A 13217-nucleotide genomic window follows, 5' to 3' on the forward strand; every position below is an offset into this window, starting at 1 on the left:
TGGTCGCAAGTTACCGCGCACCGCTTTTGTTTGTGGGCTCGCCCGTTTGCTCTTGTCGCGCAGTCTTGTTACGCACATTTGCGGCTACGGTGTCGACAACAAACTTACTCCAGAGTAAGTTTAAAGTAAACCAATGCGACGGGGCGCCGATCTGTGCGGAAATTTCCGCACAGGCATCGGAGCCGCCGGACAACCTCATCGACGAGACCATGGAGACTCGAGTGACTACCAAAGCCCGTTCGGCGAAGTCCGCCGCAAAGACCGGTAAAACCGCCCGTCCGGTCGCGATCGTCGGCGGTAACCGGATTCCGTTCGCGCGCTCGGACGGTAAGTACGCGCACGCGTCCAACCAGGACATGTTCACCGCCGCGCTGAACGGCCTGGTCAGCCGGTTCGGGCTGCAGGGCGAGCGGCTCGGCATGGTCGTCGGCGGCGCGGTGCTCAAGCGGGTCGGCGAGCACGGCATGATCCGCGAGAGCGTGCTCGGCAGCACCCTCTCGCCCTACACCCCGGCGCACGACCTCCAGCTGGCCTGCGGCACCGGCCTGCAGTCCATCGTCACCGTCGGCGACGCGATCGCGCTCGGCCGCATCGAGGCGGGCGTCGGCGGCGGCACCGACACCACCTCCGACGCGCCGATCGGCGTCAGCGAATCGATGCGCGAATGGATGCTCGACGCGAATCGCGCGAAGAGCAACAAGGATTACGCGAAGCTGGTCGGCCGGCTGCGTCCGAGCATGGTCGGCATCGAGATCCCGCGCAATGCCGAACCGCGCACCGGGCTGTCCATGGGTGAGCACGCCGCGATCACCGCGAAGGAATTCGGCATCAGCCGCGAGGCGCAGGACGAGCTGGCCTACCTCTCACACACCAGGATGGCCGCCGCATACGACCGCGGCTTCTTCGACGACCTGGTCACCCCGTTCCTCGGTCTGACCCGCGATGACAACCTGCGGCCGAATTCGACCATCGAAAAGCTTTCCACGCTCAAGCCGGTCTTCGGCGTGAAGCTCGGTGACGCCACCATGACCGCGGGCAACTCCACCCCGCTCACCGACGGCGCCTCCGCGGTGCTGCTGTCCAGCGAGGAATGGGCGGCCGCGCGCAACCTGCCGGTGCTGGCCAATCTGGTCGACAGCGAGGTCGCCGCGGTCGATTACGTACACGGCCCGGACGGCCTGCTCATGGCGCCTACCTACGCGGTGCCGCGGCTGCTCGCCCGAAACGGCTTGACGCTGCAGGACTTCGACTACTACGAGATCCATGAGGCGTTCGCCTCGGTCGTGCTGGCCACCCTGCAGGCGTGGGAATCGGACCAGTACTGCAAGGAGCGGCTCGGCCTCGACGGTGCGCTCGGTTCGATCGATCGCGCCAAGCTCAACGTCAACGGATCATCGCTCGCGGCGGGTCACCCGTTCGCGGCGACCGGCGGCCGCATCATCGCCTCGACCGCGAAGCTGTTGGCGGAGAAGGGATCCGGCCGCGCGCTGATCTCCATCTGCGCGGCGGGCGGTCAGGGCGTCGTGGCGATCCTGGAGCGCTGAGTCCGGAAGTCATCGGCGGGCGGCGGTATTCGATCGGCGATCGGATGCCGCCGCGTCGTGTTCCGCCCAAGTGCCCGCTGTCAGGCCCGAATGACCGTAGCGCAGCCCGATCACGAATCCGCGGATCACTTCCACCAACGTTCTCGCGAGACGGGGCGCGTTCACGCCATCAAAAGTAGGGCCTTCCCAACGCTGGGATGTCCTCTCCCGCAACGGGATCGCTTACCGGATGAGCCGTCCGTGCGCGGCGGCGAAGCGGACGACGCCGGGCGCGAGCCGCCCGAAGACGTACTGTGCCCGCGCCTCCGGTGTCACCGGGACCACCGATTTGTTCTTCCGCACCGCCCGAACGATCTGCCTCGCCACCCTGTCCGGACCGTATCCGCGCAATCGGTAGAGCCGGTCGTAGAACTGTTGCTTGCGCGCCTCCTCCGCCGCGGAGATGCCCGAAATCCGGGTGGTGCGAACGATATTGGTGTGCACGATGCCGGGACAGATGGTGCTCACTCCGATTCCGCTTCCGGCCAATTCGGCCCGCAGACAATCGGAGAACATCAGAACCGCGGCCTTACTCGTCGCGTACGCGCTGAATCCCTGCTGCGGCGTATATCCGGCCATACTCGACAGGTTCACGATGTGCCCGCCGAGTCCGCGTTCGGCCATCGGGCCCGCGAAGGCGCGGCAGCCGTTGACCACGCCCCGCAGGTTGACGTTCAGCACCCGGTCGAAGTCCTCCGGTTCGGTGTCGAGGAATCGGCCTGCCTGCCCGACGCCCGCATTGTTGATCAGCACATCGGGCACGCCGTGCGCACCGATGACGTCCTCGGCGTGTTTGCGCACCGCCGCATCGTCGGCGACGTCGAGTTCATAGGCGTATCCCACGCCGCCCGCCTGGGCGATCAGCGCGACGGTCGCCTCCGCCGCGATCGCGTCGATATCCGAGACCACGATTTCCGCGCCCTCTCGCGCGAAGGCCAGCGCGGTGGCGCGCCCGATTCCGCTACCGCCGCCGGTGATCACCACCAGCTGATCCTGAAATGGCCCGCGCCGTACGCCCATTCGGGCCCGGCGTAGCGTACGTGCCTGCGATGCGGCGCTTGTCGCGTCGATCAGTTCGATTGTGGCGGAGGCGAGCAGCCCCGGATGTGAGAAGGGCAGCCAGTGGCCGCCTTTCACCACGCGCAGCCATACCTCGTCCGCCCAGCGGGTCTCGTCGGCGTAACTCGATTGCCGCACCGCGGGATCCCGGGTGCCGACGATGATCTGCACCGGCACGGTGGTGAACGCTTCGCGGGCGCGCAGCGGGTTCGCCGCCAAGGTGGATCGATAGATCCGCAGCCCGCTCGCCATATCCTCCTTGAAGCTCGGGGCCAGGTGGATCCGTTCCGGCGGCACCCCTTCGGCAGCGGAAAGCATGCTGCGCCAGCGGTTTTCGTTCATAACCAGCTTGATGGCGGCCTTCGGCAACACCGGCAGCGAGAACGGAATCGAATAGGCGAACGACCCGAGTTGCGCCAGCGGCAACGCGAGATTGCGCGGGGTCGGCCGGGCGAGCCGACCGCGCGCCCAACAGGCGACGTGCGCCAGGCTCGGTCCGGACACCGAGGTGAACGACGCGACAAGGCGGTCGGCGTCGGGTCGGCACACCACCTCCCACATCGCGACGCTGCCCCAGTCGTGCGCCAGCACGTGCACGGGGCGGCCGTTGCCGAGCCGCTCGATCACCGCGATATAGTCGGCTGCAAAATTGTCCACTGAGATCGCCGCTGTACCAGTCGGATTCGATGATTCGCCGTGTCCGCGGTTATCCACGCTCAGCACGCGGAAGCGGTCGGTCAGCTCGGGCACCACATTGCGCCACAGGTGGTGGGTATCCGGCCAGCCGTGCAGGAGCAGCACCGTCGGACCGTCCGGATTACCCTCCTCGAATACCGCGATCTCGACCTCGCCATTGCGGACCATGTGCTTGTCGGCCATGCGTCACTCCACATTTCGGATCCGCCCGACGCGGATATCCGAGTCCATTCTGTCTCAGACAATCCGAATCGGGAAGTCCGGATCCGAACGTGATATTCGGCGACACCGGGCCCACAACGAAAACGGCCCTCGCACTTCATATTTCGTGAAGTGCGAGGGCCGCTGACGCGAAATTACTGCTTACCGGGCAGCTCGTTGTGGCCGCCGAAGGCCTTGCGCATGGCCGAAAGCATCTTGTCGGCGTAGAGCGATTCGCCGCGCGAGGAGAAGCGGGCGAAGAGCGCGGCGGACAGCACCGGCGCCGGGACGCCCTCGTCGATCGCGGCGTCGATGGTCCAGCGGCCCTCACCGGAATCGGACACCCGGCCGCCGAATGTCGACAGCTCCGGATCGGCGTGCAGCGCACTCGCGGTAAGGTCCAGCAACCATGAGGCGACCACCGATCCGCGCCGCCACACCTCGGTGACCTCGGGCACATTGATGTCGTACTGATACCACTCCGGGTTGTCCAGCGGGGTCTCCTCGGCCGAGTGCAGGCCGTTCTGGTCCAGGCCGATATTCGCCTTGTGCAGGATGTTGAGGCCCTCGGCATACGCGGCCATCGCGCCGTATTCGATGCCGTTGTGCACCATCTTGACGAAGTGGCCCGCGCCGGCCGGGCCGCAGTGCAGGTAGCCCTGCTCGGCCGCCGACGGCTCGCCGGTGCGGCCCGGCGTGCGCGGCGCGGCGTCGACGCCGGGGGCGATCGACTTCAGCAGCGGTTCGATATGCGAAACCGTATCGGCCTCGCCGCCGATCATCAGGCAGTAGCCGCGCTCCAGCCCCCAGACGCCGCCCGAGGTGCCGATATCCAGGTAGTGGATGCCCTTGGGCTGCAGCGCCTTGGCGCGCTTGATGTCCTCGTGGTAGCGGCTGTTGCCGCCGTCGATGATGATGTCGCCCGGATCCAGCAGCTCGGCCACCTCATCGATGACGGCGCCGGTCGCGCCCGCCGGGATCATCACCCAGACGATGCGTGGCTGCTCGAGCTGTGCGACGAAGGTCTTGTAGTCCGTTGCGCCCTGGAAGCTGTCGCCGAGTTCGTCGACGAACTCCTTGATCTGCTCCTCGTGCCGTGAGTATCCGACGGCGGTGTGCCCGTCTCTGACGATGCGGCGCACGATATTGGCGCCCATCCGGCCGAGGCCGATCATTCCCAGCTGCATGCCATCATCTCCCTCTGTGTTCGATTTGCGGCGTTCCCGAGGCTCTACATGGGCCCGCTGCGCTACCGCCTCCGGGCCTTGACGCGCACGCCGCGGCAGTCCGAAGAGTCGCATTCGATTGTCTCGCGTCTGCTCGGATCGATGTCGGCGGGCATGTGTAACGCCGCGAACGCCGCACCGATAAACGGATTGCTCCGCGTAGTTGCCAGACCCCCGACCCGGCAACTGCGCGGAGTTCTCTATATCTACCGTGCGTTATCCAGCGGGATACCTTGCGCACGATTTGCTGTAGCCCGATGGCTGCCCGACGCGAGCCCGGGCCGCCAACTATTGTGGGCGGCGGTCGCGCGCGGTGCGCGGCCCGAAGCAACCGAAGCGGGGAGGCCGGTTCGTGACCAGCGAGTCGACTGCCGGGCGGCGCCGCCCGCGCCGCGCACAGGGTGAGGTCGGGTTGCGGCGGCTCCTCGAATCGAATCGGGTCACCGAGACCGACGATTCGGATCCGGTGACCGAACGCCTGCCCATCATCGACTCGCAGCTCGATATCGATTCGATGCCGACCGTTCCGCTGCCGGTTCAGCGGGTCACGACCGAATTGCCTGCGGCCGAGAAGCGCGGCCGGTTCGGCGGCCGCGATCGGACCGAATCGCAGACGCTCGATGCCGAACCCGCCGACCGGACCACACCCGCCACGGACCGCTGGACAGCGGCCCGCGGCCCGAGACCCGAAAGCCCGTCGAGATCCGCGACGGTCAGGGCCAAGCTCACCTCACCCATGGCCAAACGATTCGGCGTCGCGGTCGGTGCGCTCGTGGTGGTCGGCGGCCTGGCCTACGTCGCGGATCTCCTGCTCACCTCGGGTTCGGTGCCGCGCGGCACGGTGGTGGCCGGGGTCGATATCGGCGGCATGAGCCCCGGCTCGGCCGACGCCAGGCTGCGCGCCGCATTGGAATCACGGTCCGCGCAGGAGGTGCCGATCACCATCGGCGATCTGCGCAGCACCCTGGTGCCGAAGGCGGCCGGACTCGAGATCGATTGGCCCGCAACGTGGTCCGGGATCGGCGGGCAGCCGCTGAACCCGATCACCCGACTGGTCTCGCTGTTCCATTCGCACACGGTTCCGGTGGTGAGCGCCGTCGACGCCGCCGCGTTCGACCGCCAGCTCGGTGCGCTGCGCGTGCACGACCGCCCGACGGTCGAGGGAACGGTCCGCTTCGAGAACACCAAACCCGTTGCGGTGCCACCTGTTCCAGGGCGGGTGCTGGATGTGGACGCGGCCCGGCGACTGATCGTCGACGAATGGATGCTCGCCCGGCCGCTCGATCTACCGCAGACGGCGGCACCGATGCGGGTGCGGCCCGAATCGGTGGACCGGGCGCTGCACGAGATCGCCGAACCGGCGGTCAGCGCGCCGATCACCTTCGCAGGCAAGGGCGGTGCGGCTAGTCTGGATCCCGCGCAGATCGCTTCGATACTCGCATTCACCCCGGACGGTAACGGTGGGCTCGCACCGACCTTCCAACAAGACGCCGCCATTGGTTTGCTGGCACCGCAGCTCGCGGGGTCCGAGGTCGAGCCCAAGGATGCGAAATTCGCCTTCGCGGGCGGGGCGGCGACGGTGGTGCCCGCGGTGGTCGGCGACAAGATCAATTGGCCGAAGTCGTTGGAGCAGTTGCCCGCACTGATCGCCGCGCCGCAGCAGCGCACCGCACAGGCCGTCTACGAGAAGGTCGATCCCAAGCTCACCACCGAGGCGGCGCAGGCGCTCAACATCACCGAGGTAATGGGCCAGTTCACCACCGGCGGTTTCAGCGGACCATCCGGAGTGAATATCCGCACGGTGGCCAAGAAGGTCGACGGCGCCATCGTCAAACCGGGAGATACCTTCTCGCTCAACGATTTCACCGGCCCGCGCGGCACGGCCGAGGGCTACGTGGAGTCGGGCATCATCGATCACGGCCGCCCGAGCACCGCAGTCGGCGGCGGCATAAGCCAATTCGCCACCACCCTCTACAACGCGGCCTATTTCGCCGGTCTCGAGGATGCCGGGCACACCGAGCACAGCTACTACATCTCCCGGTATCCGGCCGCCCGTGAGGCCACCGTCTTCGACGGCGCGATCGATCTGAAATTCCGCAACAACACCGAAAACGGCATCTACATAGAGACGGTGGGCACCGACTCGGAGATCACCGTGCGAATCTGGGGCGTGAAGACGGTCAACGTCGAGTCCATCACCGGTGACCGCACCAAACCCACCGAGCCGCAGACGATCAAGCTGCCGAAGGGCCACGACTGCATCGCCACCGAAGGCCAGCCCGGCTTCACCACTTCCGACACCCGAGTGATCACCGACCGACGCAGCGGACGCGAAATCTCCCGTCGCACAAGGACGGTCAAGTACGACCCGATCCCGGTGGTCAAGTGCGAGTAGAAAGTTGTCCATAATCAATTCCGCTACCCGCCGAAGTCGTCTGGAAGCCAGTTCTGGGCAATGCGTTTCGCACTCGACAAGATGAAAGATTCGTTATTCCTGGGCAATCCGCGCCGCAGAGCGTGCCGACCATTGATGTCCGTTTTGGTAAACCCCTGTGATAGAACCTGATTCGTCGGTTCCGGAGCCGCACCGTATGAGACACCTATGAGGGAGAGTTGTATGAGCAAGGTGCGCATGGTCGGGGTTGCCGTTGCGGCGGCCGGGATTCTGCTGGGCGGGTCCGGCTTGGCGTCGGCGGCGGTGATTCCGTTGGAGCCGAGTGTTGACCAGGTCGCTGGTGGTGACGCCGGTACCGATGCGGGTTCCAGCAAGGCTGTCACGGACATTGTGAAGGCGCTGAGCTCGGGTTCGTCGGGCAAGAAGACCGGCAACTGACCCTCGAACAGCCGAAGCGGCCCAGGCACTGCCTGGGCCGCTTTTTCGTATTGGGTGGCTGCACAATGTGATTGGTGCGCGCGTATGCTTGATACTGATAACCATTACGGAACCCGCGACCGCATCTCGGATCGAGTCCGGCCCAATCGCTGTTACCGTCGGTTCGTTACTTCCATTTGCTGGGAGATTTGTCACAAATTAGCCTCTGGTTTGCTCAGCTGACCGGTCGGCTGGGCTAGCTCCCTCTGTGTGAGAGTTGCTGGGCCCCAGCGGTTTCCGGGCTCGATCGTCGATTCGGCGGCCTTCGACGTGCGCCGATGTGGAGGGTTCGGTAATCGATCTTTTTGGAAAGCCCAAATAATCAGGGGCGCAGATTCCATTGGCATGCAAGGTTGTTCGCCACGGTATCCGGCGAAGCGCACGCAACATGCAAATCGGAAATATCCCCGCTTTTGGGAAGAAACCTCGTAAAACCCTGTGATAGAAAGTCTTCCGTCGATGATCGAACCGTTATCGACCAAAGAGCTTCAGGGAGAACCTAAATGAACAAAGTGCGTATGTTCGGTGTGGCCGTCGCGGCGGCGGGAATTCTGCTGGCAGGTTCCGGCCTGGCATCGGCGTCGACGATCCCGCTGGAGCCGGCGATCCCAAGCGCCGAGCCGATCATCGCCGTGGGTGAGCACGACCCGACCGCGAGCACCGGCTCCAGCCAGGGATTCGCCGAAGCCATCAAGGCGCTCGCGAAGGCGCTGAGCTCCGGCTCGGGCAAGCCCTCCGCCGAGTAGGCGCAAGGGAAAGCGGCCCGGCAACTTTTGCCGGGCCGCTCCATGTATCAATCAGCATCACAACGCCGTTCGCATCAAAATGACGTTGTACTGCTTGTGCTGGGTGACCATGAAATACAGGTCGCCACCGGTCTGATAGGGAAAGATCATCGGCGCGTATGCCGACGGCAGTGCCGGCGCGTCGATCAATACCCGTGGCTCGCTCCAGGGCCCCTCCGGTCGGGGAGCTGTCCGCAGCACAACGGAATTCGCGGCGTCGGTGGTGAGCATGACGAACTGACCGAGGTGGTCGTTCCACATCACCGACAGCTCGCCGACGCCGCCGACTATCGGTGCGGCGGTTCTGGGATCGCCGGGCCGCCAATCCTTTCCGTCCCAGTACTCATACGCGTCGATATTGGCGATATCGGATTCCTTTGCGCGCGAGACGAATCCGGGATTTCCCCGGCCCGCGGGCGTGCCGTATCGGTAGACGTAGCCGCCATCCTTCAAAAACGCGTTCTGCTGGAAGTTTTCGAATCCATCGGCATTGCCGCGCCGGGTTGTGGTGAGCGGTGCCCAGGTCTGTCCGTCGTCGCCGGACGCGGCGAGGGTGGAGAAATTGGTTTCCCACTTGCCCGGCTGACCCCAGGCGCGCACCGACATCAGGCTCATGTACTGCACGCCGCCGACGGAGATGCCCGCGGTGGGGATGAGGCTGATCTCGATGCCGGGAATCTTCGGGCTCGGCAACGGATTCGGCACCACGCTGTCGAAGTAGATGCCGTTCGACGGATCGTGGTTGCTGCTGCGGAACAGCACATTGGACGACCAGGCCCAGATGCTGCCCGCCAACAGGTTCGGGATGCCGAGGCCCGCGTTGTCGCCGAAAGCGGTGAGCATCCGGCCGTTTCCGTCGTCCCACATGATGCCGAGGTCGGTACCGAGGACGTTGAAGTTCTGTGTTCGATTCGGGCTGTCCATGCCGGTCACCTGGAACACCGCCTGGGTGGGGCCGACGAGTTGCGGTAGTCCGCGAATTCCGTTCAGTGCGGGAATCGGGATGATGTCGTTGGGATCGGCGTTCGCGGCCCCCGCTGCCCCGAGGGACAGGACCGCGGCGATGGCGCCGATTCTGGTGAGTGCGGACAGTGATCGGTTCATCCGGATAATCCCTTCTAGCAGCGCGCGATCACGGGCCATTGTGCATCCGCGACTGTGAATTCGTCTGCTGTCTGGGACTATGCGAGCAGCGATGCGTGAATTCTCGAGGCGTGTCACGCGACGACGCGCCGAAAAACGCCGGAATCGCACTGCGGGAACGGGTTTACCGTGCACCGATATCGAATGCACGCTCACAATCGCGACAAATAGACATTTCCGGTCCAATCGCCCGGAAAGGAAAAAAATCTTCCGCTCGGAATGGTTTGATCTTGGCGGTGCGCGGCCCGCCCCCTAGACTTACGCGATGAACTGGTGAGATTCCTACGACGCAGTCTCGCGCTGGGCGTTGCCGAAGGGTTTGGCGGATCCTTTCCGAGACGCTAGGTGGTTCCAGATGGGCGATGCTCGCACGTCAGTGCGGCAGTGGTGGCGCGATCCGGCCGATTACTCCTGGCAGGTGCAGGTGCTCGCCTCCCATTCGGCGCTCGGCTGGGTGCGGCTGAATATCGCGGCGGGCGGTGCCGTGATGGCGATCATCACGCTCCTCACGCTGTTCTCCCCGTACGGCCCACAGGGCCGGGTCGGGCATGTGGTGGCCGGTATCTGCCTGGCGTTCGCCGTTTTCTGGTCCGTGTGGTGGGCGGCGCGACCGTGGCCGCAGGAGACGGAGTCGCTGATCCTGTTCGGGCTCGCCGATCTGGCCGTCGCCGCCAATGTGCTGCAGGACGCCAACCGCATCTACGGTGCGCTACTCGCCATTCTGCTGGTCGCCGCCGGCGGCTATTTGACCTTCTTCCACAGCGCCAAAGTGGTTGCGGCACATTCCGCGTGGTCATTGTCGACAGTGCTCGTGCTGGCCGTGCGAATGGTGTTCGAGGGCATCGACCTGCGGATCGCCTGCGCCATTGTGCTGACCATGGTGTGCGGCGTCGTTGTCGTACTGCCCACTTTGCAGTACGTCAATTGGCTGTTGCGGACCGAATCACTGCTCGACCCGCTCACCACCCTGCTGAACCGCCGCGGCCTGGAGCATCGGCTCACCAGAATGCTCGGTGAATACGACAACCTCCGCAGGTCCGACGCGCACCGGCGGCCCGCCACCGAAATCTGTGTGATCAGCGTGGATCTCGACCGGTTCAAGGCCGTCAACGACACCTTCGGCCACCGTATCGGTGATCAGGTGCTGGTCGATACGGCGCGCAGGCTGCGCGAGGCGGCCGATCCGCGCGCCGTGGTCGCCCGGGTCGGCGGCGAGGAATTCGTGATCGTCGGGCGGATGACGCCGGCCACGGCGGCAGCGCAGGCCGAGCGATTGCGCTCGGCGGTGGCGCAGTCACCCGCCGAGGTCGCGGTCACCGCGAGCATCGGTGTCGCGGTATCCGACGGTGCGCCGCACCAGTGTCCGCGCGCCACCGCCGATCAGCTGCTGCATGCCGCCGACGCCGCCATGTATCAGGCCAAGCGCTGCGGCGGAAACCTTGTCGTACTCGATGATTCGAGCATCGACGAAACGGGCCGCGATCCCCATCCGAAGGAATCGCGGCCCGTTTCGTAGTCGATGCGGCGCCTTAGAAGGCGGCTTCGTCCAGCTCCATGATGTCGTTGTCGAGGTTCGCCAGCACGGCGCGGGTGGCGGTCAGCTCCGGCAGGACGTTGCGGGCGAAGAACTGCGCGACCGCGACCTTGCCGTGGTAGAACGCCTCGGTGGCGCCGTTGTCGAGGGCCTTGATGGCGACCTCGGCGCCGCGCAGCAGCTGCCAGCCGATGAGCAGATCACCGACGGCCAGCAGGAACCGCACCGAACCCAGGCCGACCTTGTACAGCTCCTTGGAGTCCTGCTGGGCGCCCATCAGGTGCCCGGTCAGGCTGGCCGCCATGGCCTGCACATCCTCCAGCGCGGTGGCGAGCAGCTTGCGCTCACCCTTGAGCCGGCCGTTGCCCGCCTCGGATTCGATGAACTTCTGCACCTGCCCGGCCACGTGGGCCAGGGCGACGCCGCGGTCGCGGGCGATCTTGCGGAAGAAGAAGTCCTGCGCCTGGATGGCGGTGGTGCCCTCGTAGAGCGAGTCGATCTTCGCGTCGCGGATGTACTGCTCGATCGGGTAGTCCTGCAGGAAGCCCGAACCACCCAGGGTTTGCAGGGATTCGGTCAGGTACTGATACGCCCGCTCGGAGCCGACACCCTTCACGATCGGCAGCAGCAGATCGTTGACCCGCGCCGCCAGATCGGCGTCGGCGCCCGAAACCAGCTGTGCCACATCGGCGTTCTGGTGCGCGGCGGTGTAGAGGTACACCGCGCGCAGGCCCTCGGCGTATGCCTTCTGCATGGTCAGCGAGCGACGCACATCCGGGTGGTGGGTGATGGTGACGCGGGGGGCGGCCTTATCGGTCATCTGGGTCAGGTCCGCGCCCTGCACCCGCTGCTTGGCGTAGTCGAGCGCGTTCAGGTAACCGGTCGACAGGGTGGCAATCGCCTTGGTGCCCACCATCATTCGCGCGTGCTCGATGACCTCGAACATCTGCGCGATGCCGTTGTGCACCTCGCCGACCAGCCAGCCCTTGGCCGGGATACCGTGCCCGCCGAAGGTGACCTCGCAGGTGGCCGAGACCTTCAAACCCATCTTGTGCTCGACGTTGGTGACGAAAACGCCGTTGCGCTCACCCAATTCACCGGTCTGGTGATCGAAGTGGAACTTCGGCACGAAGAACAACGACAGACCCTTGGTGCCCGGGCCCGCGCCCTCGGGGCGGGCCAGCACCAGATGCATGATGTTCGGGAACAGGTCATCGGAATCGGCCGAGGTGATGAACCGCTTCACACCCTCGATGTGCCAGGAGCCGTCCTCCTGCTTGATCGCCTTGGTGCGGCCCGCGCCCACATCGGAACCGGCGTCGGGCTCGGTGAGCACCATGGTGGCGCCCCAACCCTGCTCGGCGGCGATCTTCGCCCAACCCTGCTGCTCTTCGGTGCCGTTGTTGTAGAAGATGTTCGCGAAGCCCGCGCCCGCGGCGTACATGAACGCGGCGGGCTGCGCGCCCAGGATCAGCTCGGCGATCGCCCAGTAGGCGGCACGCGGGATGTTCAGGCCGCCCAGTTCCTCGGCGATGCCCAGCTTGTCCCAGCCGCCGTCCTGCAGCGTGCGGTAGCTCTTCTTGAACGATTCGGGGAGGGCGACCGAGTGGGTGCTCGGGTCGAAGACCGGCGGGTTGCGGTCGGCGTCGGCGAACGATTCACCGAGCGGACCCTCGGCCAGGCGACGCACCTCGTTGAGCATCTCCTTGACGGTGTCCGTGTCCAGGTCGCCGTAGGCGCCGCTGTCGAGGATCGAACCAAGGCCCAGCACCTCGAAGAGGTTGAACTCCAGGTCGCGCACGTTGGACTTGTAGTGCCCCATGTCAGTACTCACTCTCCGTTGAGTTGGTGCGGTCGGTTGTCTGCCGTTCCCGCCCGTTGTTGCCATCGGATAGCCGTGCCGGAGTTGCGCATGCTACTCGCGGGTAACTTATCTTCATATTACCGGCGGGTAATAGCGCTGGCCAAGGTTGGAACGGGCAAATGTGATGCGACGAACACCGCCGTTCGGTCGTGTCGCGGGACGTCACGCGCGTTGGTGACCGACTAGCAAATCGCTGGTCGCCACTACCTGGGGAGATAGCTGCTCGTCGATAGCTCGTAATCGGGCGGGTTAGG

At 65.4% G+C, this 13217-nt stretch carries 10 protein-coding genes; 5 read left to right on the plus strand and 5 right to left on the minus strand.

Annotation, left to right across the window (positions count from 1 at the left end):
• Nucleotides 1-209: 209 nt before the first annotated feature.
• Nucleotides 210-1544, plus strand: coding sequence for an acetyl-CoA C-acetyltransferase (locus LGY53_RS07795; RefSeq protein WP_225725944.1), 1335 nt, complete (start codon nucleotides 210-212; stop codon nucleotides 1542-1544).
• Nucleotides 1545-1553: 9 nt separating this feature from the next.
• Here the strand turns inward: LGY53_RS07795 and LGY53_RS07800 are convergent, their stop codons facing one another.
• The 3 genes from LGY53_RS07800 to gnd all read right to left on the minus strand — a co-directional run bounded on the left by LGY53_RS07800 (nucleotide 1554) and on the right by gnd (nucleotide 4726).
• Entirely contained in the window at nucleotides 1554-1709 is a 156-nt protein-coding gene (locus LGY53_RS07800) for a hypothetical protein (protein ID WP_225725945.1), read from the minus strand.
• Between the two features lie 57 nt (nucleotides 1710-1766).
• Nucleotides 1767-3521 (minus strand): SDR family oxidoreductase, encoded by a 1755-nt coding sequence (locus tag LGY53_RS07805; protein ID WP_225725946.1) that lies wholly within the window; start codon nucleotides 3519-3521, stop codon nucleotides 1767-1769.
• A gap of 173 nt (nucleotides 3522-3694) precedes the next feature.
• Nucleotides 3695-4726 (minus strand): phosphogluconate dehydrogenase (NAD(+)-dependent, decarboxylating), encoded by a 1032-nt coding sequence (gene gnd / locus LGY53_RS07810; RefSeq protein ID WP_167478662.1) that lies wholly within the window; start codon nucleotides 4724-4726, stop codon nucleotides 3695-3697.
• A gap of 391 nt (nucleotides 4727-5117) precedes the next feature.
• On the opposite strand from gnd, the gene LGY53_RS07815 reads away from it, so the two are divergent.
• From LGY53_RS07815 to LGY53_RS07825, 3 genes are all read left to right on the plus strand, one after another.
• Nucleotides 5118-7160, plus strand: coding sequence for a VanW family protein (locus LGY53_RS07815; protein WP_225725947.1), 2043 nt, complete (start codon nucleotides 5118-5120; stop codon nucleotides 7158-7160).
• A 222-nt stretch (nucleotides 7161-7382) separates the two neighbouring features.
• Nucleotides 7383-7598: a hypothetical protein gene (locus LGY53_RS07820; RefSeq protein ID WP_225725948.1), complete on the plus strand. Its 216-nt coding sequence runs from the start codon at nucleotides 7383-7385 to the stop codon at nucleotides 7596-7598.
• A 542-nt stretch (nucleotides 7599-8140) separates the two neighbouring features.
• A complete protein-coding gene (locus tag LGY53_RS07825) occupies nucleotides 8141-8383 on the plus strand; it encodes a hypothetical protein (protein WP_225725949.1) in 243 nt (80 codons plus the stop codon).
• 57 nt (nucleotides 8384-8440) lie between these two features.
• On the opposite strand, the gene LGY53_RS07830 is transcribed toward LGY53_RS07825, so the two are convergent.
• Nucleotides 8441-9526, minus strand: coding sequence for a DUF4185 domain-containing protein (locus LGY53_RS07830; protein ID WP_225725950.1), 1086 nt, complete (start codon nucleotides 9524-9526; stop codon nucleotides 8441-8443).
• Nucleotides 9527-9920: 394 nt separating this feature from the next.
• On the opposite strand from LGY53_RS07830, the gene LGY53_RS07835 reads away from it, so the two are divergent.
• Nucleotides 9921-11081 carry a diguanylate cyclase gene (locus LGY53_RS07835; RefSeq protein WP_225725951.1) on the plus strand — a complete coding sequence of 387 codons (1161 nt, stop codon included), beginning with the start codon at nucleotides 9921-9923 and terminating at the stop codon, nucleotides 11079-11081.
• A gap of 13 nt (nucleotides 11082-11094) precedes the next feature.
• On the opposite strand, the gene LGY53_RS07840 is transcribed toward LGY53_RS07835, so the two are convergent.
• Complete coding sequence (locus LGY53_RS07840) at nucleotides 11095-12921, minus strand: acyl-CoA dehydrogenase (RefSeq protein WP_225726276.1); 1827 nt, start codon at nucleotides 12919-12921, stop codon at nucleotides 11095-11097.
• Nucleotides 12922-13217: the final 296 nt, after the last annotated feature.

Origin of the sequence: Nocardia sp. JCM 34519.1, from assembly GCF_020361265.1 — a bacterium.
Classification (GTDB): domain Bacteria; phylum Actinomycetota; class Actinomycetes; order Mycobacteriales; family Mycobacteriaceae; genus Nocardia; species Nocardia arthritidis_A.

Excerpts from the sequence above, each read along its gene's own strand:
- LGY53_RS07840 (WP_225726276.1), bottom strand. The coding sequence starts at position 12,921 with ATGGGGCACTACAAGTCCAACGTGCGCGACCTGGAGTTCAACCTCTTC.
- gnd (WP_167478662.1), bottom strand. The coding sequence starts at position 4,726 with ATGCAGCTGGGAATGATCGGCCTCGGCCGGATGGGCGCCAATATCGTG.
- LGY53_RS07835 (WP_225725951.1), top strand. The coding sequence starts at position 9,921 with ATGGGCGATGCTCGCACGTCAGTGCGGCAGTGGTGGCGCGATCCGGCC.
- LGY53_RS07805 (WP_225725946.1), bottom strand. The coding sequence starts at position 3,521 with ATGGCCGACAAGCACATGGTCCGCAATGGCGAGGTCGAGATCGCGGTA.
- LGY53_RS07795 (WP_225725944.1), top strand. The coding sequence starts at position 210 with ATGGAGACTCGAGTGACTACCAAAGCCCGTTCGGCGAAGTCCGCCGCA.
- LGY53_RS07820 (WP_225725948.1), top strand. The coding sequence starts at position 7,383 with ATGAGCAAGGTGCGCATGGTCGGGGTTGCCGTTGCGGCGGCCGGGATT.
- LGY53_RS07825 (WP_225725949.1), top strand. The coding sequence starts at position 8,141 with ATGAACAAAGTGCGTATGTTCGGTGTGGCCGTCGCGGCGGCGGGAATT.
- LGY53_RS07830 (WP_225725950.1), bottom strand. The coding sequence starts at position 9,526 with ATGAACCGATCACTGTCCGCACTCACCAGAATCGGCGCCATCGCCGCG.